The following is a 19375-nucleotide window of genomic DNA, read 5'->3' on the forward strand; positions in this document are numbered from 1 at the left end:
ATGTGGACTAGATGGAGCTGGATGTCGCCAGTCTTTGGATCTTGATCGCCGCAGCACTCGTTCTACTGATGACACCGGCGCTCGGGCTGTTCTATGGGGGAATGACCCGGGCCACCGGCGTGGTCAACATGATGCTCATGAGCTTCTCCGCGGCGGCCATCACCGCAATCGTCTGGGTGCTGTGGGGGTACTCGTTCTCCGCCGGCGAACCGGCCATCGCCGGAATCATCGGCAACCCGATCAGCGATTTCGCCCTGCACAACACCCCGGAGTCCGGATTGCTGGCGGCGGGCTTCGCCGGAACCTTCGCCATGATCTCCGTGGCCATCATCTCCGGAGCCATCGCGGACCGTTCTCGCTTCGCCCCGTGGCTGATGTTCGTTCCCCTGTGGGTCACCCTGGTGTACGCGCCGGTCGCCTTCTGGGTTTGGGGCGGCGGCATGCTCTCCGCCGACGGGTTCCTGGGCAAGATCTTCGGCGAAGCCATCGACTTCGCCGGCGGCGCGGTGGTCCACACCAACGCCGGTGTGGCGGCCCTGGTCCTGGCGCTCAAGCTCGGCCAGCGCCACAACTTCCACGACCGCCCGCAGCCGCACAACACTCCGCTGGTGATGCTCGGCGCAGGACTGCTCTGGTTCGGCTGGTTCGGATTTAACGCCGGTGCCGCCACCACCATTGAGCAGGCCGGACTCATCTGGGTCAACACCCTGGCCGCCCCGGGTGCCGCGGTGCTGGGCTGGATCATGGTGGAGAAGCTGCGCGGAGCCCGTCCGAGTTCGCTGGGCGTCGCTTCCGGCCTGGTCTCCGGCCTGGTGGCCATCACCCCGTCGTGCGCTGACATCGCCCCGTGGGCCGCGATGCTGCTGGGCGTGCTGGCCGGCGCCGGCTCGGCCTGGGCCGTGAACCTCAAGTGGAAGCTGGGCTACGACGATTCGCTCGACGTGGTCGGCGTGCACCTGGTCTCCGGCGTCATCGGCACCCTGTTCCTCGGATTCTTCGCCATGCCGACCGCAGAAAGCGCCGGTGGCCTGTTCTACGGCGGCGGATTCGCCCAGCTGGTCTCCCAGTTCATGGCACTGCTGGTGGTCATCGTGTTCTCCGCGGCCATGACCTGGGTCATCGCAACGGTGATCGAGAAGATCAGCCCGTGGCGAGTCCCGGCCGACATCGAAATCGCCGGCATCGACGCGGCGGAACACAACGAAAGCGGGTACCAGCTGATGACCAAGTAGCCGTTGCCCGCTGGAGAAAATCCAGCTGGACAACATAGGGGAAGGGTCCCGGGACACCGGGGCCCGGACAGAACCGCCGGTGGGCCAAGCAGCCACCGGCGGTTCTGTTTGCTGGGAAAACCTTGGGGTTCCGGCATCTGCCGCTGTACCGGGACAAACGCCGCCAGAAAACTCTGGCTATGTGGGCCCGGAGTCGATACGCTGGAGGCCACTTTGGATTTGCAGTTTGGGGACTGGCAAATTATGAAAAGGCGTCATCAGGTAAACCATGAACCGGCCGTTCCGGGGAGGCCGCGCGAAAACAAGCGCGCGCTGTACGGGGCGGCCAGCCTCGTGCTGGCACTGGGCATCTCCGGCACGCTGGCCACACCGCTCATGGCCGGCCCGGATCATTCACGGGCCGCGGGCATGGAAGCGTCTGCCGCGGCACTGATGGATTGGGAGATCACCAGCGACGCGGTCCATGTCGACCCGTACGCCCCGCTGGCGGTGTTCGGAGGTGCTGGACAGGTCCTGGACATCGACGGGCGTCCTTCCTTCATGATGAAAAACGCGCAGCGACCCGGCCCCGCCGCGCCGACTGAGCAGCTGGTCGGCGGCCCGCAGGCCCCCGGCGCGCAGATCCGCGCGGAAAACGCCTCCACCTTGCTGATCGGAGAGGTCGGGCAGATCGGCAGGCTCCCGGGCGGGCTGGAACTGTTGCCGCCGGTCAAGACCCGGCGGATCTCCAGCCCCTACGGGTGGCGCGCGAACCCGACCGGCCCGGGAAACCAGATCCACATCGGCCAGGACTATCCCATCGCCTGCGGGTCCCCGGTGTATGCCAGCGAGGACGGCATTGTCACGGTCTCGTCCTGGGCGGGGCACTCCGGCAAACGCATCACCATCGACCACGGCCACAACGTGCAAACCGGCTACAGCCACAATTCGGTGCTCATCGCCGCGGTGGGGCAGCGGGTCAAGCGCGGAGAGCTGATTGCCCGCTCCGGGACCACGGGCAACTCCACGGGCTGCCACGTGCACTTCGAGGTCATCATCAACGGCCGCTGGCACGATCCGCGCAACTACCTGCCGCTGAACCCCGGCCAGGCCCAGGCCATGGTCGACTCCCGCCGGCTGACGGTCAGCGCCAACAGCGCGCCGAAGGGCAGCAAGCCTTCGGCGCCAGCGAAGGAACAGAAGCCTTCCAAGGACACGCAGGACAACCCGGATGTCGTGGTGCCCGAGGACGACACCCCGATGGTTCCCAAGCCCAGCCCGGCACCGACCCACCAGCCTCCGTCCAAGGACAAGCCCAGCGCCACACCGAAGCCGAGCGCTACTGCCAAACCCAGCCCTACACCTACGCCGACCAAACCGGCCAAGCCCACCGCGACGGCGACAAAGGAACCTTCAGCCACGCCGACCCAGAGCGGCACCGCCACGCCGACTGCGCCCACGCCTCCGAGCAGCGTGAAGCCCGGCGCACCATCCGCGCAGAACGGCACCGCCACGCCGCCGAGCCAGCCGCAAGCGCCCGGCGCGCCGGGCACCCCGGTGAAGCCGAGCAAGGATACTGCGGCTCCGGACACGCCGGCGGCGACGCCTCCCGCCAAGGCGCCGGCCACGCAGAAGAGTCCGGCCGCGGATTCCCCGCCGGCCGCCGAGCCGAGCGAGACCGCACGCAGCGGCGCCGCGGCAACGGAGCCGGACGCCGTCCAGGAGCCGGAAACCGCCGCCCGCACCCCCGGCCGGGTGGACGGGGAATGACCCCTGGGGACGGGCGCCGCCGCCGCTACGCGCCGGAAAACGGATTTCACACGGTCTTGGGTGCGCCGACGGTTAGCCAAGTGTCGGATTGTTGATATTCTTGGTAGTCGAGTCCTGTGCGATTTAACTGCGCACCACAAGACCTATCGAAAGAAGTGCCCGGCACGTGTTTAATTCACTTTCCGATCGCCTGACAGCAACCTTCAAGAACCTGCGCGGCAAGGGCCGCCTGTCCGAGGCAGACATCGACGGTACCGTCCGCGAAATCCGTCGCGCCCTGCTGGACGCTGACGTTGCCGTCCCGGTGGTCCGCGCCTTCGTGGCCCAGGTGAAGGAACGCGCGCTCGGCATCGAGGTTTCCGAGTCGCTGAACCCGGGCCAGCAGGTCGTCAAGATCGTCAACGAGGAGCTCGTGGCCATCCTCGGCGGGGAGACCCGCCGGCTGAACCTGGCCAAGAACCCTCCCACGGTGATCATGCTCGCCGGCCTGCAGGGCGCCGGCAAGACCACCCTGGCCGGCAAGCTGGCCAAGCACCTGAAGGCCGAGGGCCACACCCCGATGCTGGTGGCCTGCGACCTGCAGCGCCCGAACGCCGTCAAGCAGCTGCAGATCAACGGCGAACGCGCCGGCGTGCCGGTCTACGCACCGCACCCGGGCGTCTCCTCCGAGTTCGACACCCCGACCGGCGATCCGGTCACCGTGGCCCGCGACGGCGTGGCCGAGGCCAAGGCCAAGCTGCACGACATCGTGATCGTGGATACCGCCGGCCGCCTGGGCGTGGACACCGAGATGATGGCCCAGGCCGCGAACATCCGCGCCGCCATCGCCCCGGATGAAGTGCTCTTCGTCATCGACGCCATGATCGGCCAGGACGCGGTCAACACCGCCCAGGCCTTCCACGAGGGCGTGGACTTCACCGGCGTGGTCCTCTCCAAGCTGGACGGCGACGCCCGCGGCGGCGCCGCCCTGTCGGTGGCCTCGGTGACCGGCAAGCCGGTCATGTTCGCCTCCACCGGCGAGAACCTGGACGACTTCGAGGTCTTCCACCCGGACCGCATGGCCAGCCGCATCCTGGACATGGGCGACGTGCTCACCCTGATCGAGCAGGCCGAGAAGAACTGGGACAAGGGCGAAGCCGAGCGGATGGCGAAGAAGTTCGCCGACCAGGAAGACTTCACCCTGGACGACTTCCTCGCCCAGATGGCCCAGATCAAGAAGATGGGCTCGATGAAGAAGCTGCTGGGCATGATGCCCGGCGCGCAGATCTCCCGCCAGCAGCTCGAGCAGTTCGACGAGCGCCAGATCGACCGCGTCGAGGCCATCGTGCGCTCGATGACCCCGCACGAGCGCGTGGCCCCGAAGATCATCAACGGCTCGCGCCGCGCCCGCATCGCCAAGGGTTCGGGTGTCGCCGTCTCCGAGGTCAACCAGATGCTCGAACGCTTCGCCGAAGCCCAGAAGATGATGAAGAAGATGGCCGCCGGCGGCGGCATCCCGGGCATGCCCGGCGCCGGCAAGGGCGCTGCCCGCAAGGCGAAGGCCAAGGGCAAGGGCAAGAAGCAGGTCAAGTACGGCAACCCGGCCAAGGCCGCGCAGGCCCAGCTGGAATCCTCGCAGAAGAAGGCCTCCGCGCCGTCCGGCGCCGCCTTCGGCCAGGGCGCCCAGGACTTCGACCCGTCGAGCCTGAACCTGCCGGCGGGCTTCGAGAAGTACCTTGGCAAGAAGTAGCCACGAGTCGCCACAGGGCGGCGGCCAGCCCGAAACGCTGGTCGCCGCCCTGACTCTTATCTTCGAAAACACCCCCGGCGCGCAGGCCGAAGCCGCGGTGCGCACGGTGCTGGCCGAGCGCGAGGTCCTGGCGCTGGTCTCCGAGCCGGCGCCGTGGAACGGGCTGGTGCTCATCGAGGTTGGCATCGCGGTCAACCTGGAGGGGCTGATCCTGCTGGCCGCCGCCGACGGGAGCACCCGGCTGGGGCAGCAGGTGGAGGACTTCGCGCTGGCGCTGAAGTTCGGCACCGGCGCCCTGTACGCGGACCAGGACGACGTCGAGGCCCAAAGCGGGGAACCGATCCAGGATGCCCGCCTCGAAGAGATGCCCGCAGGGCGCACGCTGCTGGCCGGGGCGCTGACCGAGCCGGACCTGCAGCTGCTGGCCGCCGCCTCCAAAACCGCGTGGCACCTGCTGCTTCCCGAGGATCCGCAGCGCACCGCCGTCGCGGTGCACGACGGCTTCCTGATCGGCGGCTACCTCGACGGCGACCAGTATCCTGCCATCATGATCAGCCGCACCGGCCCGCGCTACACCGCCAGCTTCTGGTTCCCGAAACAGAGCTCCAAGCTGGGCGGGGAACCTGCCTGGGTGCACATCTGGCCGGTAGCCGCCAGCCCTGCGGTGCAGCACCCGGCCGGCACCGACGCCAGGGAGCAGCTGCAGGTGCTTGAAACCCACTACTTGGCCCCCGACCCCGAGGAACTGGACGAGCTGAGCACCATGAAGGTCTCGGCGCAGGACATCGAGATCCTGAGACGCGTGCTCACCGGCACCGGCGGCCCGCAGGCCGCGCAGCAGGTGCTCGTGGCCTTCGGCCACGACCCCGAGTCCGCGCGGTACCTGCAGGAGGCCGGCGTGCCGGCCGGCTCGACGCCGATTGAACCGATGGGCCTGGGCAAGGCCATGGGCCGGGCCATGGCGATGGAAGCGCGCAAGAGCAGCGCCGCCCCGCGCTGGTTCAATGCGATGTCCTGGAAACCCGGCCTGCAGCTGGCCTGGGGCGTGATCGAGGCGCTGGTCTTCTCGCTGATGCTCGCCGGCACCGAATGGGACCGCCCCTGGGCTCCGGCCTGGCTGGTGGTCCTCATCCTGGCGGTCGGCTACGTGGACGCCGCCGGGAACCTGGTGTTCGGCGTGGTGCGCTGGATCCGGGGCCGGCGCCGGCGTTAGCCAAGGCAGTGCGCGGGTTAATCCGCGGCGGGCGCCCGCCGCGCGCCTATGATTAAAACAAGCACCCGTCCCACCCATCCCAAAGGGGTTTACCTTCGTGGATTCCAGCGAGTTCAGCTACCTCGACATCGAGTTCATTTTCCTGGGCGACAAGCCCGAGGCGGCCGAGGTGGTGCGCACCGCCCTGGCGGACCGGCGCCTGCTGGGCTTCGTCGGCGGCTCCGTGGAACGCGAGCACGCCACCGAGGTTGCGGCGCAGATCGCCACGGTCAGCCCCGCCCGCGACGCGGTGCTCTACCGCGTGGACGCCAGGGGCAAGCTGCGCGAAGGCTCCCGGGTCACCAAGCTGGTGCATGAGCTGAAGAACTCCACGCAAGCCGACTACGTGCTGCTGGACGGCGAGGAAATCGACGGCCCGACCCCGGATGAGGACGTGCTGGGCGATTACGGGTCCACCACCGAACTGGTGCACGGCCGCAGGCTCAAGGGCTCCGAGCTGGTGGCCGCCGCCGGGCTGGAGGAGAACGTGCTCACCCTGTGGAACCACGGCACCGGGCTGATGGCCATGTCCGCCGAACCGGTGTTCACCGCGACCATCGCGCGCTCCAACCGCCCCTTCCTCTCGCTGACCCGCCACGGCAACACGCTCAGCGCGCTGGTCACCGGCGTCGGCTCCCGGCGCAGCTACTTCCCGAAGTCGGTGCGCTACTTCGTGGACCTGGAACGCACCGTGATCATCGAGCCGGAGGCCGGCAGCCCGGCCGCGGACCGGCTGGCCGAGCTGGATGCCTCGCTGCTGGGCTGGGAGACGGAAGACGACCAAACCCTGGGTGAATTCATCAGCGACGAGTCAAAGCTCCAGGAGGCGCTCGCGCTGGTCAAGGCGCCGGGCAGCCTGAAGAACCTCAAGCGCTTCGTGGCCCTGCTGGGCTTCGATGTGCGCAGCGTGGACTACCTGACGGGCAAGCCGCTGCCGGAGAACATCCGCGTGGTCGCCACCGGCGGCCCGGTCAAGACCATCAAGGCCGCCCTGGCCGAGCACGAACGGGAAGCCAGCGGCCTGGCCAAGCTGCTCTACCGCGGCAGCTGGGGCCCGAAGGCGCTGATCACCTCCAGCCTGGCGGTGCTTGGCTCCGGGGCGCTGGCCCACCTGGCGCTGGCCAAGTGCCCCAAGCTGTCCTCGGTTCCCAAGCCGCTGCGCAACCTGCTGATGATCGCCTGGTACGCGGACGGGCTGTACTACTTGGGCAAGGGACTCCTGGGCGCCGTGAAGGCGCGCGGCAAGTAGCCGCACGCCGAATATCGAGCATTATTGCCCGAGGGGCCCGGACAGCGTGGCTGTCCGAGCCCCTCGGGTCTTTTCGCACCCCGGGGATCAGCCCAGGGACTTCAGCGACGGGAAATCGGTGTCCCGGTATTCCTTCGGCGGCACCTTGCCCTGGGCGTGCTGGTCGCTTTCGGCCAGGCGCAGCTCCACCCGGCGGATCTTGCCCGAGATGGTTTTGGGCAGCTCGGAGAATTCCAGCCGGCGGATGCGCTTGTACGGGGCCAGGTTCACACGGCAGTATCCCAGGATGCTTTCGGCGGTCTCGGCGGACGGCTCATGGCCGGGCGCCAGCACCACAAACACCTTCGGCACCGACAGCTTCATCGGATCCGGCGAGGGGACCACGGCGGCCTCGGCGACGGCCGGGTGCTCCAGCACCACCGATTCCAGCTCGAAGGGGCTGAGCTTGTAGTCGCTGGACTTGAACACGTCATCCGCGCGGCCCACATAGGTCAGCACCCCCTCGGCATCGCGTTCGGCGATGTCCCCGGTGTGGTAGACCCCGTTGCGGGTCGCGGTGTCGGTTTTCTTCTGGTCCTCGAAGTAGCCCTTCATCAGGCCCACCGGCCGCGGATCCAGCCGCAGGCAGATCTCTCCGACCTCCGCCAGCTGGCCGGTGGTCGGGTTGCGCAGCTCGATCTCGTAGCCGGGCATCGGGCGGCCCATGGCGCCCACCTTGACGGATTCTCCCGGGGGGTTGGCGATCTGCACGGTGGTTTCGGTCTGCCCGTAGCCGTCGCGGATCACCTGGCCCCAGGCGTTGCGCACCTGCTCGATGACCTCGCGGTTCAGCGGTTCGCCGGCGGAGACCAGCTTGCGCGGGGGAGTGCTCAGCACCGAGAGGTCGGCCTGGATCAGGTAGCGCCACACGGTGGGCGGGGCGCAGAAGCTGGTGACGTTCTCGACATCCATCTGGTGCATCAGCGCCTTGGGATCGAAGCGCTCGTAGTTGTAGACGAACACCGTCGCCTCGGCGATCCACGGGCCGAAGAAGTTGGACCACGCATGCTTGCCCCAGCCGGGGGAGGCGACGTTCAGGTGCACGTCGCCCGGTTCCAGCCCGATCCAGAACATGGTCGCCAGGTGCCCCACGGGGTAGGACACGTGGGTGTGCTGCACCAGCTTGGCCAGCGAGGTGGTGCCGGAAGTGAAGTAGAGCAGCAGGGTCTCATCCGCGCGCGTGGGCGTGTCCAGCGCGAACTGCGCTGGAGCCTGGTGCGAGTCATCGAAGTGCAGGGTGCCCGCGGCGGCCTCGCCGCGCACCTGGACGGTGGTGTAGTCCCCGGGCACCTGCTCAAGCTTGGGCAGCTGGTCGTAGCTGGTGACGATCCAATTGGCCTTGCCGCGTTCGATGCGGTCGGCCAGGTCTACGCTGGTCAGCTGCGTGGTGGAGGGGATGATCACGGCGCCCAGCTTCATGCCCGCGAGCATGATCTCCCACAGCGCCACCTCGTTGCCGAGCATCACGATCATGGTGTCCTGGCGCTTGAACCCGTTCTCCGAAAGCCAGCGCGCCACCTGGGTGGAGCGCCGAGAGAGTTCGGCCCAGCTGTAGCGGGCGCTGCTGCCGTCCGGCTCGGTGAGGATCAGCGCCGGGGTGTCGGCGCGGGCGGGATCCTTGGCTACCTCGTCGAACCAGTCGTAGGCGAAGTTGAAGTCGCTGAACTGCGGCCAGCTGAAGGCCTTGCGCGCACCGGCGTAGTCGTCGCGGTGGGCCAGGAGGAGGTCGCGCGCCGCACGGAACTTCTCGGTGTTACTCATGGGAGTCCTTTCCGCGGCAGGCAGACTGCACGGACAGCAGGGTGAACGTTTCTGTGCTCAATATACTCTGGTGCTCACTGTGGACGAATTGTTGCGTCAGGTTGTGCGGTCGACTTGCACAACACCGGCAATATTGATCAAAACACGGTTGCGGCGCGTGCGCCGCTCCGGCGCTGCGGGCTAGCTGGAGGACAATCCCGGGAAATCGGTGTCCCGGTATTCCCTGCCCGGGGCGTCCCCGGTGCGGTGGCGTTCCTCCTCGGCCCGGCGCAGCTCGACCCGGCGGATCTTGCCCGAGATGGTTTTGGGCAGCTCAGCGAATTCAAGGCGCCGGATCCGCTTGTAGGCGGCCAGGTGCTCGCGGCAGTAGGCCAGGATGCTCTCGGCCAGCTCGGCGCCTGCGGTGTAGCCGGCGGCCGGCACCACATAGGCCTTGGGTACGCTCAGCCTCAGGTCGTCCGGGGCGGGAACCACCGCCGCCTCGCCGACCCCCGGATGCTCGATGAGCACCGATTCGAGCTCGAAGGGGCTGAGCTTGTAGTCGCTGGACTTGAACACGTCATCGGCCCGCCCCACATAGGTGAGCACCCCGTGCTCGTCCCGTTCGGCGATGTCCCCGGTGTGGTAGACCCCGTCGCGGAAGGCCTGCGCGGTTTTCTCCGCGTCCTCGAAGTAGCCGTTCATCAGCCCCAGCGGCCGCGGATCGGTGACCAGGCAGATCTCCCCGGTGTCCGATTCCTGCCCGGTCAGCGGGTCGCGCAGCACCACCTGGTAGCCGGGCATCGGCCGTCCCATGGCGCCGATGACGATGCGCTCGCCGGGCGGGTTGGCGATCTGCACGGTGGTTTCGGTCTGCCCGAAACCGTCGCGGATCACCTGGCCCCAGGCGCGCTGCACCTGGTCGATGACCTCGGCGTTCAGCGGCTCCCCGGCCGAGACCAGCTTGGCCGGGGGAGTCTCCAGCTGGGTCAGGTCCGCCTGGATCAGCAGCCGCCACACGGTGGGCGGGGCGCAGAAGCTGGTGACCTTCTCGCGGGCCATCTGCTCCATCAGCGCGCCGGCGTCGAAGCGCTCGTAGTTATAGACGAAGACTGTCGCCTCCGCGATCCACGGGGTGAACAGGTTGGACCAGGCGTGTTTGGCCCAGCCGGGGGAGGCGACGTTCAGGTGCACGTCCCCGGGCTCCAGGCCGATCCAGAACATCGTGCTCAGGTGCCCCACCGGGTAGGAGACGTGGGTGTGCTCCACCAGCTTGGCCCGGGAGGTGGTGCCGGAGGTGAAGTAGCGCAGCAGCGGCTCCTCGGCGCGGGTCGGGGTGTCAAGGGCGAACTCCACCGGCGCGGTGAAGGAATCTGCGTAGGATAGCGATCCCGCGACTGGGGTCCCGCCGATCTGCACCAGCGTGAAGTCCCCGTCCAGCGAGGAGAACTTGGGGGTCTGGGCCTCGTTGGTGATGACCCAAGAGACGTGGCCGCGCTGGATGCGGTCGTCCAGGTCGGCCGGGGTCAGCTGGGTGGTGCAGGGGACCAGGATGGCGCCGAGCTTGATGCCGGCCAGCATGGTCTCCCACAGCTCCACCTGGTTGCCCAGCATCACCGCGATGGAATCCGAACGGCGCACCCCGGCATCGCTGAGCCAGCGGGCCAGCTGGGTGGAGCGCTGGGACAGCTCGCGCCAGGTGCGCCGGGTGGAGGAGCCGTCCATCTCGGTGATCACCAGCGCCGGGGCGTCCGCGCGCCGCGGGTCAGCGGCGACCTGGTCGAACCAGTCGAAGCCGAAGTTGAAGTGGGTGAAGCGCGGCCAGGAGAACTGCTCGCAGGCGAGCTGGTAGTCTTCGCGCCACGCGATCAGCTGATCCCGTACCGTGCGGAATTCCTCGGTCACGCTCATGTGTATCCTCCAGCTCGCAGATTCCCCGCCCCCTTGTGAGTGACGACGGTCACTGGCCAATATACTTTGACGTCCTACCAAAGGGGAAGAGCCTGCCGAGCTCGGAGTGTTGCGCCCGGGATGGAATTCAGGGACGTGGGCCACATTTGACGATAAAGCTTGAAGCTTCAACTAAAGAAGCGTACTCTGAAATCAAGGAAGATGACCCACCGCAGAAAGGACGCCGACCATGGCACCCCTGAAGGAAGACAAGCTCCCCGAGCAGCTGTCGATGAATGCCGTGCAGCTCAAGGTCGGCGACCTGGACACCATGAGCACCTACTACCAGCAGGCCCTGGGCCTGGAAGTGCTCAAGGAAAGCGCCGCCGGCACCAGCCTCGGACGCGGCGCCGAAACCCTGGTCGAGCTCACACCGGCCCCCGGTCTGCAGCTGCCGGCCCGCGGCGAAGCAGGCCTGTTCCACACCGCCCTGCTGTTCAAGACCCAGGCTGATTTGGCCGCCACCGTGCTGTCCGCCGCGCAGTACAACCAGAGCAGCTTCGTGGGCAGCTCGGACCACCTGGTCTCGGAAGCCTTCTACTTCACCGATCCGGAAGGCAACGGCATCGAGCTCTACTTCGACCGCCCGCGCGAGACCTGGACCTGGACCGGAGACCAGGTCTCCATGGACACCATCTACCTGGATCCGAACAACTTCCTGAACACCCACCTCACCGAGGAAGCGGTCACCGGGCAGAAGCAGGCCGGCGCCGATGTCGGCCACGTCCACCTGCAGGTCGGCGACGTCGCGACGGCCCACCAGTTCTACGTCCAGACCCTGGGCTTCGACCAGACCGCCGCCCTGGGCAACCAGGCGCTGTTCGTCTCCGCCGGCGGCTACCACCACCACATGGCCATGAACGTCTGGAATTCCCGCGGCGCAGGACCCCGCAAGGACACCCTGGGCCTGGGCGAGGTGCTGATCAACGTTCCGACCCAGGACGAGATCGGCAAGATCGCCGAACGCCTGGACTTCGCGGGTGTGCAGAACCATCACACCGGATCCGAGCTGCAGTTCAAGGATCCGTGGAACAACCAGCTGCGCGTCGCCGTGCGCTAGGCGCCAGCCCGACGCCCTCGAGCACGCACAACGAATGGGTAGCGATCCTTGCGGATCGCTACCCATTGGCGCGCCAAACTGCGGACGTCCGGAACTGGTCCGGATCAGACGCGTTTGATCGACAGGTTGTTGTAGGCCGTCAGGTACGGCACGAGCACCGGGTCCGCGAGCCGCAGCCGCTTCGTTTCCGAGCTTGAGCCGTTGCTGAACTTCACGCTCGCGTCGCCAATGGCATCCGCGACGCCGGGCTGGGCCAGGATCTCGGTGCTGACGGTGAACGCCGCGTTCTCCGCGGCCACCTCGCTGGCGGGGATGCTGGCGAGGACCTCCTTGGAATCGCGCCCGATGAGCACCAGCTCGAACTGGCCCGTCACCGGTGCCGGCACGCCGTGGGCGAAGCGGATCTTCACCGACCCGTCAAGGAATTCCATGCCCTGCAGATCCGCGGTGAATGCCGCGAGCTTCTCGGGGGAGCCGGACTTCTTGAGCCTGGCTGCCTCGTCCCTGGTTTTGATCCACAGGGCTACGATGTCCCGGCTGGCCCAGTCCTCGGCGAATTTCCTCGCGTTGGCCGACATGCGCGCCGCCAGCTCCTGGTCGCGGATCAACGCCTCGGCCTTGTCCGCCATCGCGGTGATGTCCCCGTGGGGGACCCAGGAACCCGTTGTGCCCGTCGGTGATGGAATCGGCCGGGCCGAAGTTGATGTCGTACGACACCGGCACGCAGCCCTGCTGCTGCGACTCGATCAGCACCAGCGCCTGCCCCTCGTTGGTCGAGGTCATCAGCTGGATGGCCGAGGCAGCGAAATGCCGCGGAACCTGGTCCGAATACCCGTGGAAGACGATGTTGTCCCGGATTTCCAGGTCGCTGGCCAGCTGCTCCAGCGCATTGAGCTGCGAGCCCTGGCCAACCACGTTCAGCGTGGCCTCCAGCCCGCGCTTCTTCAGCTCGGCAACCACCTTGATCGAGGCCGCCACGTTCTTGTTGACGGTCAGGGATCCTGCGGCAATCAGGTGGGCGGGGTTGCGCTGCGGCAACGGTGGCTGGATGGATCCCTGGCGTATCGGATTAGGCACGACAAAAGTGCGTTCCGCATCCCCGAAACGCGCCACGTAGGCGTTGCGCTGCGCCTCGGTCAGGAAAACGAAGCCGTCCCACTTCGCGCGGTGCTCGATCATCGGTGCATGCCCGTCGGCGAGCGCACCGGTCAGCAGGTTCTGCCCTGCCTTGACATGCGTGCTGTGGAAGGCGAACAGCTTGGGTACGTGGACCGTGTTCCAGGCGCTGAGGAACTTGGCGGAGAACTTGCTGTCGACGACCACCAGCGAATGTTCGTGGTCCACCAGCTCGGAGAGCCAGTACCGGTACAACGCGGCGGCGCTGGCGAACCGCGCGGTCACCGCGCCGGATTCGTTGACAACTTCCAGCAGGCGGCGTTCCGTGCCGCCGGAAGGGAACTTGGTATCGGTCAGGTATACCGTTCCGTTGCGGCGGAAGTAGGACTTGCGCTCGACCTCTTTCTCCGGGCCGGCGTAGCTTTGCTCGCTGAATGTGGCAGTGTCCGAGTCGAGGTAGGTGTTGCTGAACGCGGCCCTGAAGCCGGTATGCTCCGGAACGAATTTCGCCGCCGCCAGCTTGGCCTGCGGCTTCAGCGGATGCGCCGCCAGATGCTCGTAGAAGTTCACATGCCGGACCTTCTCCGAGAGCTTGCCGCGCTCGCGCAGGCTCTGGAGCACCACCTCGTATGCGGGGTCCGCGTTGAACGTCACCACGGACGCGTGCCCGTAGCGTTCGGCAAACGCCGCGGCGCGCTGGAGGCAGACGGTGGTCATGCCGCCGAATTCCAGCTCCACCTGCCAGGTGACCATGTAGGCGTCGAGGGGCTCCGTCTGAATGTCCACAGATGCAATCCTTACGATGATTCAAGGCGCCGGGCTTCTCACCCAGCGGGCCGCGTCAAGTTGTTGCCTACGCTACGTGAAACTCGCCATGGATTGGCGCAGGCACGACGCTGCGAGGCACCTGGTTGCTTCGTGTTTTCGTCGCGGTCCGGGAGCGGCGGCCCGAAGCTTATCGCACGCTGAAGTCGAAACGACCGCCGGTTGACTCGACAAGGCAGAAGCCCGGTGCATCTTCCCAGGCCAGCATGCAGGCGCCCACGCCGATGATCTCCACGCCCCCGGTGCTTGGGCGCTCCTGCAGCAGCCGCTGAAGGAAGGCCTTGGCTTCGTCGCAGCTGAGCTGGGAATTTCCCAGATCATAGGAGTACTTCGCACCGACGCAGGAGGCCGGCGCGGTGCTCGCTTCGCCCAGCGGCGGGGCGGTGAACTTCTTGATTTCCTTCATCGAGAGCATGACGGATTTCAGCTGCCGGTACTCCGGGGTTTTTGCATAGGCTTTGGCCCGGGCAATCCCCGTCAGGCTCGGATCCACTCCAGTGAGATGCTCGTCGTCCTCAATGACCCGGTAGAACGTCGCCGCGCTGGACTGCGTGGGGTTGAAGACCCAAGGCAAGGCATCAGCCTCGGCGAGCTGCTCCTTGCTGGCCATGCTCAGGCTGATGGACGTTCCGGTGCTGTCCTCGGACGTGGCGAAAACATAGGACTGGCCATTAATCGCTTTGTCGCTGAAGTCGACGATCTCGTTGTGCACCTGGGTCATGGGCGGCTCGCCATGCCAGTAGAATTCGATGCCGGTTCCCAGCACCGCCATTTGGGCGCCCTTGGCATTGCGGATGCTGTAGCTGGACTTGAGGTCCTCGTAGATCTGGCCCTCGGCATAGTCGCCGGTTTCCTTCAGGCTCCAGTCCGCCGGCAATTCAAGTTCGAAATGCCCCTTGCCCACCGTGCGCTTCACTGTCTCCGCGGCCTGCGCCGTGGCGCTCGCCGATGCTGAACTGGTTGGCGTGGATGTAGCAGCAGCCGTAGGCGAAGCAGTAGCCGTAGCCGTGCCCGAGGGTTCGGGCGAAGGCTGCGAGGGAGAAGCAGAGCACGAGCTGAGTGCAAGCGCAAGGACCGTGGCGGCCGAGGCTGCCGTGAACCGGCGGGTGATGGAAATGATGGTTTCTCCTCGGGGATGCTGAAGTCTGGATGCCAAGCCGGTCCACTGCGGCGCAGTGCTCCGACGATTCTGATCCTAGGGGTGCCCGGGGTTTTGTCTCTGGTCGGTGGATAAATATGACACCGGCGGGAGAGTAATTTGGATTGAAGATAAGCAATGCCCGGCACCCGGATCACGAGGATCCGGGCACCGGGCGTCAAACGGGACAATCAGCGGCAGGCAAGCCGCTGGTCTGCCGGCCGCCTGGTGTCAGCAGGGCTTCCAGGTCTTGCCGCCGGGTGCGTAGCACCGCGGGCCGGTGTAGTTCGAGTAGGAATTCGTCTTCGGCGCCGACTTCTTGGGCTGCGTCCGCGGCGTCGACTTCGGCGCGGAATAGCGCTTCTGCTGCGCCTTCTGCGCGGCCTTCGCCGCGGCCCGTTGCTCGGCGGCCCGCTGGGCGGCGGCTTCGGCCTTCTTCTCGGCCTCGGCCGCCTTCTTCGCCTTGGCTTCAGCTTCCTTCTTCTTGCGCTCCGCTTCCTTGCGCTGCTTTTCCTTCTCCACCAGGTCGGCGCGCTGTTCCTTGTGGACGGCCTCCAGCCGCCGGGTGTCATCGATCCGCGTGGAAAGGCGGGAAACGTCGCTGGCGTAGCGGCCGTTCAGCAGCGCGTAGGTCACCGGATGCGTGGCGGCCTTGGCCTTGCCCAGGGCGCTCTTCACCGCCAGGCCCACGCCCACGGCGGCCGCGGCCTCGCCCATGAGCGATTCCGCTTCCTCGATGCTGTCGGCCGGTAGTGCTGAAACCTCGGAGAGCGCGGTGCCGGCCTCGTCCAGCTGGGCCGGGATGGTGCAGTCGACGGCCGGGCTGAACAGTCCCTCACCGGCGTCGGCCGCCTGCTGCTCGGCGGCCAGCACCTCGTCGTAGAACTTCACGTTCGGCGCGTATTTCACGGCGACGCCCAGTCCTGCCGCGGCGATGGCGCTGTTGACGAACAGGTCGTCCTTGAAGACCCCGGCCAGGGTCCGCCCGTAGCGGTCCTCGCGTTCGACGTCGTATTCCAGGTCCACCTTCTCCCCGGGCTGCAGCAGCGAGCTCAGGTAGTCCGTGGCTTCCGGACCCATGCATTCGACGGCCTTGTCGGGATCCACGGTTTCGGGGGTGTCGATATTCAGCAGCCGTACACGCGTTTCTTCGCCGGCGATCTGAAGATCCACGGTGTCGCCGTCGACCACGCGGATGACCGTGCCGTGGGAATCCGAATTCGAGGTGGTGGCGTAGACGGCGCCGCCGGCGACCAGCGAGGCGACGACGCCCGCTGAAATCCATCCTGCTCTCTTGCTCATGATGCTTGTTGTCCTTGGGGTGCGGGTGATGAGGCGCGGCGAGGAACGCCGCGGCAAGTTACTTGCACCTTCAATATATCTATCGGCCGCCCAGGGGGTCCTTATAAGTCAGGGGACCGGCTGAGAGGTTGGACACCCTCCGGCAGCGCGTTAGCTGCGGAAAACCGCGCCCAGGAACATAGGATTTCCTACAGGGCCGCTTTCGGCCGCCGCAGCCCGCCCGGCTGCGCATCGTGGAACTGAGAGGCAGCGCTTTGACTACAGCTGACGTCGTTGGCATGGTTTTCCTGATCCTGCACCTGGCCATCGGCCTGACCGCCGCCATCGTCATCTCCTCGCGCCGCAAGCCGGCCACGGCCATCGCCTGGATCATGACGATCATCTTCATCCCGTATCTGGGCGCCATCGCCTTCTTCCTGATCGGCTTCGGCCGGCTGCCGCGCCACCGCAGGGAGAAGCAGCAGCAGGTCAACGAGCTGATGCACGCCGCCTCCGGGCTGAGCGGGCACCGGGCGCAGTTCGACTCCCCGGACTGGCTGGTGCCCACCGTGGCGATGAACGAGAAGCTCGGCGCGCTGGGCATGGTCTCGGGAACCTCCGCCACGCTGATCGGCGGCTACGCGCAGTCCATCGCCTCCATGGTCCGCGCCGTCGAGAAGGCGCGGTCCTTCGTCCACGTGGAGTTCTACATCCTGGTCAGCGACCAGGCCACCGGCGAGCTGGTCGCCGCCCTGGGCCGCGCCGCCGAGCGCGGGGTCGCGGTGCGCGTGCTCTTCGACCACGTCGCCACCCTGACCCTGCCGCGGCGCCAGGAAACCATGGACGAGCTGGACCGGCTGGGCATCGAATGGCACCACATGCTGCCGCTCAAGCCCCACAAGGGCCAATGGCAGCGCCCGGATCTGCGCAACCACCGCAAGCTGCTGATCGTTGACGGCGAGGTGGGATTCACCGGCTCGCAGAACCTGATCGACTCCAGCTACCTCAAGCCCAAGAACCTGCGCCGCGGCCTGCACTGGAAGGAGCTCATGGTGCGGCTGGAAGGCCCCATCGTCTCCGAGCTGGACGCGGTGTTCATCACCGACTGGTACAGCGAAACCGACGAGCTGCTCGAAGGGGAGAAGTACCGGGTGCGCGAGGCCAGCATCCACCACGAGACCCCCAGCACCCACCAGTCGCGCACCGTGCACGGGCTGGACGCCCAGGTGATCCCCAGCGGGCCGAGCTTCGAGAACGACAACAACCTCAAGCTCTTCGTCTCGCTGATCCACAACGCACGGCACCGGGTGAGCATCACCAGCCCCTACTTCGTCCCCGACGAGGCCACCTTGCAGGCCATCATCACCGCCGCCTCCCGCGGGCTTGACGTGGAGCTGTTCGTCTCCGAGGTCGCCGACCAGGCGATGGTCTACCACGCGCAGCGCTCCTACTACACCGACCTGCTGGCCGCCGGGGTGAAGATCTACCAGTACCCCTCGCCCACCGTGCTGCACTCCAAGCACTTCTCCATCGACGACCAGGTCGCGGTCATCGGCTCCAGCAACATGGACATGCGCTCCTTCAGCCTGAACATGGAGGTCTCGCTGCTAGTGCGCGGGGCGGAGTTCGTCGCCGAAATGCGCAAGGTCGAGGACGGCTACCGGGAGCTCAGCCTGCCCATCGACCTCCAGCGCTGGAAGCGCCGTCCATGGCGCGAGAAGATCCTGGACTCGCTGGCCCGGCTCACCTCCGCCCTGCAGTAGCCCTCAGACCCGCTTCAGCAGCGCCGCGATGCCCTGCCCGCCGCCGATGCACAGCGTCACCACCGCGTACTCCAGGTCCCGGCGCTGCAGGTCCAGCGCCGCGCGCAGCGTGAGGATCGCGCCGGTGGCTCCCACCGGGTGGCCCAGCGCGATGGCCCCGCCGTAGGGGTTGACCTTGTAGGGCTCCAGCTGCGCGTCGCGGATCACCGCCAGCGCCTGCGCGGCGAACGCCTCGTTCAGCTCGAACACGTCGATGTCCTTCGGACCCAGCTTGGTCTCGGCGAACAGCTTGCGCAGCGCGAAGGTCGGGGCGTAGCCCATGTAGGCAGGATCCATGGCGGTGACCACCACGTGCTCCACCGTGGCCAGCGCCGGCAGCCCGTGCGCCCGCACGTACTCGCCCTTGGCCAGCACCAGCGCCGCCGCCCCGTCGTTCACGCCCGAGGAGTTGCCCGCGGTGGCCGTGCCATCGGGGGAGAAGGCCGGCTTCAGCGCGGCCAGGGATTCCAGGCTCACCCCCTGCCGCGGGTGCTCGTCGCGATCCTGGCCCTCGCCGCCGGCCAGGGGCGCCTCGATGATCTCCTGCGCGAAGGCCTGGCGGGCGATCTGGCTGCCGGCCAGCTGCTGCGAGCGCAGCGCGAATTCGTCCTGCGCCGCCCGGCCCACGTCGTACTTCCTGGCCACCGCGTCCGCGGTGGTGCCCATGTGCCGGTTGCTGAACGGATCGGTGAGCATCGCCAGGGTGCCGTGGCGCAGCGTGCGCGGGGCCAGCGAGCGGGCCTGCCCGGCCGAGTAGTCCAGGTACGGCATGCCGGTCATGGACTCGTTGCCGCCGGCCACCGCCACCCGGGAAGCGCCCACCGCCAGCGACTGCGCGGCGCTGAACACCGCCTGCAGCCCGCTGCCGCACAAGCGGTTCACGTTGAACGCCGTGGTGCTGGCCGGCAGGCCGGCGCCCAGCGCCACCCGCCGGGCGTTGTAGAATTCCGCGCCGACCTGGCCGATGCAGCCCATCACGACCTCGTCCACCGCCTCGGGGTCCAGCCCGCTGCGGGCCAGCGCTCCGCCAACCGCGGCCGCGCCCAGCTGCGCTGCCTCCAGGTCCTTGTACATGCCGTTGAAGCGGCCCACCGCGGTGCGCGCCCCGGCCAGGATGGTGATCTTGTGCTGCTGCAATACCGTGCTCATGGGGTCCTCCGCCGCCGAACCGATGGTTGGCCCAGTCTAGGCGCGGCACCGCAAGATCCGCCAT

General features: G+C 67.3%; 15 protein-coding genes. 8 read left to right on the forward strand and 7 right to left on the reverse strand.

The features are described from left to right. The first annotated feature begins 11 nt into the window (after positions 1-11). From JQN66_RS07635 to JQN66_RS07655, 5 genes are all read left to right on the forward strand, one after another. The gene (locus JQN66_RS07635; protein ID WP_204677260.1) at positions 12-1232 is read left to right on the forward strand and encodes an ammonium transporter; all 1221 of its coding nucleotides are present in this window, start codon (positions 12-14) and stop codon (positions 1230-1232) included. 243 nt (positions 1233-1475) lie between these two features. Then, positions 1476-2981 (forward strand): M23 family metallopeptidase, encoded by a 1506-nt coding sequence (locus JQN66_RS07640; protein WP_204677261.1) that lies wholly within the window; start codon positions 1476-1478, stop codon positions 2979-2981. A 166-nt stretch (positions 2982-3147) separates the two neighbouring features. Next, a complete protein-coding gene (ffh, locus tag JQN66_RS07645) occupies positions 3148-4710 on the forward strand; it encodes a signal recognition particle protein (protein WP_204677262.1) in 1563 nt (520 codons plus the stop codon). After that, positions 4697-5923 carry a hypothetical protein gene (locus tag JQN66_RS07650; RefSeq protein ID WP_204677263.1) on the forward strand — a complete coding sequence of 409 codons (1227 nt, stop codon included), beginning with the start codon at positions 4697-4699 and terminating at the stop codon, positions 5921-5923. Before ffh ends, JQN66_RS07650 begins: the two co-directional genes overlap by 14 nt. A 97-nt stretch (positions 5924-6020) precedes the next feature. Then, positions 6021-7211, forward strand: coding sequence for a hypothetical protein (locus JQN66_RS07655; RefSeq protein WP_204677264.1), 1191 nt, complete (start codon positions 6021-6023; stop codon positions 7209-7211). An 87-nt stretch (positions 7212-7298) separates the two neighbouring features. On the opposite strand, the gene JQN66_RS07660 is transcribed toward JQN66_RS07655, so the two are convergent. Both JQN66_RS07660 and JQN66_RS07665 read right to left on the reverse strand, forming a co-directional pair. Continuing rightward, complete coding sequence (locus JQN66_RS07660) at positions 7299-9011, reverse strand: AMP-binding protein (RefSeq protein WP_204677265.1); 1713 nt, start codon at positions 9009-9011, stop codon at positions 7299-7301. Between the two features lie 180 nt (positions 9012-9191). Further along, positions 9192-10901 carry an AMP-binding protein gene (locus JQN66_RS07665; RefSeq protein ID WP_204677266.1) on the reverse strand — a complete coding sequence of 570 codons (1710 nt, stop codon included), beginning with the start codon at positions 10899-10901 and terminating at the stop codon, positions 9192-9194. Positions 10902-11130: 229 nt separating this feature from the next. Between JQN66_RS07665 and JQN66_RS07670 the strand changes: the two genes are divergently transcribed. Further along, positions 11131-12000, forward strand: coding sequence for a VOC family protein (locus JQN66_RS07670; protein ID WP_204677267.1), 870 nt, complete (start codon positions 11131-11133; stop codon positions 11998-12000). A 104-nt stretch (positions 12001-12104) separates the two neighbouring features. Here JQN66_RS07670 and JQN66_RS07675 read toward each other — a convergent pair whose 3' ends face one another. The 3 genes from JQN66_RS07675 to JQN66_RS07685 all read right to left on the reverse strand — a co-directional run bounded on the left by JQN66_RS07675 (position 12105) and on the right by JQN66_RS07685 (position 14845). Beyond that, positions 12105-12431 (reverse strand): hypothetical protein, encoded by a 327-nt coding sequence (locus JQN66_RS07675; RefSeq protein ID WP_204677268.1) that lies wholly within the window; start codon positions 12429-12431, stop codon positions 12105-12107. Beyond that, positions 12418-13902 carry a glycosyltransferase gene (locus tag JQN66_RS07680; RefSeq protein WP_204677269.1) on the reverse strand — a complete coding sequence of 495 codons (1485 nt, stop codon included), beginning with the start codon at positions 13900-13902 and terminating at the stop codon, positions 12418-12420. The genes JQN66_RS07675 and JQN66_RS07680 overlap by 14 nt, the downstream gene beginning before the upstream one ends. 169 nt (positions 13903-14071) lie before the next feature. Then, complete coding sequence (locus tag JQN66_RS07685; protein ID WP_204677270.1) at positions 14072-14845, reverse strand: hypothetical protein; 774 nt, start codon at positions 14843-14845, stop codon at positions 14072-14074. On the opposite strand from JQN66_RS07685, the gene JQN66_RS07690 reads away from it, so the two are divergent. Continuing rightward, a complete protein-coding gene (locus tag JQN66_RS07690; RefSeq protein ID WP_204677271.1) occupies positions 14838-15083 on the forward strand; it encodes a hypothetical protein in 246 nt (81 codons plus the stop codon). The two genes, JQN66_RS07685 and JQN66_RS07690, sit on opposite strands and share 8 nt — an antisense overlap. Before the next feature lie 227 nt (positions 15084-15310). Here JQN66_RS07690 and JQN66_RS07695 read toward each other — a convergent pair whose 3' ends face one another. Next, on the reverse strand, positions 15311-16381 hold the full coding sequence (locus JQN66_RS07695) for a thermonuclease family protein (protein WP_204677272.1): 1071 nt from the start codon (positions 16379-16381) through the stop codon (positions 15311-15313). A gap of 278 nt (positions 16382-16659) precedes the next feature. Here JQN66_RS07695 and cls point away from each other — a divergent pair, with 278 nt between their 5' ends. Then, entirely contained in the window at positions 16660-18123 is a 1464-nt protein-coding gene (gene cls, locus JQN66_RS07700; protein WP_204677511.1) for a cardiolipin synthase, read from the forward strand. 3 nt (positions 18124-18126) lie between these two features. Here cls and JQN66_RS07705 read toward each other — a convergent pair whose 3' ends face one another. Beyond that, complete coding sequence (locus JQN66_RS07705) at positions 18127-19311, reverse strand: thiolase family protein (RefSeq protein WP_204677273.1); 1185 nt, start codon at positions 19309-19311, stop codon at positions 18127-18129. Positions 19312-19375: the final 64 nt, after the last annotated feature.

The organism is Glutamicibacter protophormiae (genome assembly GCF_016894325.1).
Classification (GTDB): Bacteria; Actinomycetota; Actinomycetes; order Actinomycetales; family Micrococcaceae; genus Glutamicibacter; species Glutamicibacter protophormiae.

What these genes read in the sequence shown, in the direction of transcription:
- JQN66_RS07635 (WP_204677260.1), top strand. Translation starts at nt 12, where the DNA reads ATGGAGCTGGATGTCGCCAGTCTTTGGATCTTGATCGCCGCAGCACTC.
- JQN66_RS07640 (WP_204677261.1), top strand. Translation starts at nt 1,476, where the DNA reads ATGAAAAGGCGTCATCAGGTAAACCATGAACCGGCCGTTCCGGGGAGG.
- JQN66_RS07660 (WP_204677265.1), bottom strand. Translation starts at nt 9,011, where the DNA reads ATGAGTAACACCGAGAAGTTCCGTGCGGCGCGCGACCTCCTCCTGGCC.
- JQN66_RS07665 (WP_204677266.1), bottom strand. Translation starts at nt 10,901, where the DNA reads ATGAGCGTGACCGAGGAATTCCGCACGGTACGGGATCAGCTGATCGCG.
- JQN66_RS07670 (WP_204677267.1), top strand. Translation starts at nt 11,131, where the DNA reads ATGGCACCCCTGAAGGAAGACAAGCTCCCCGAGCAGCTGTCGATGAAT.
- JQN66_RS07675 (WP_204677268.1), bottom strand. Translation starts at nt 12,431, where the DNA reads ATGGAATTCCTTGACGGGTCGGTGAAGATCCGCTTCGCCCACGGCGTG.
- JQN66_RS07695 (WP_204677272.1), bottom strand. Translation starts at nt 16,381, where the DNA reads ATGAGCAAGAGAGCAGGATGGATTTCAGCGGGCGTCGTCGCCTCGCTG.
- cls (WP_204677511.1), top strand. Translation starts at nt 16,660, where the DNA reads ATGGTTTTCCTGATCCTGCACCTGGCCATCGGCCTGACCGCCGCCATC.
- JQN66_RS07705 (WP_204677273.1), bottom strand. Translation starts at nt 19,311, where the DNA reads ATGAGCACGGTATTGCAGCAGCACAAGATCACCATCCTGGCCGGGGCG.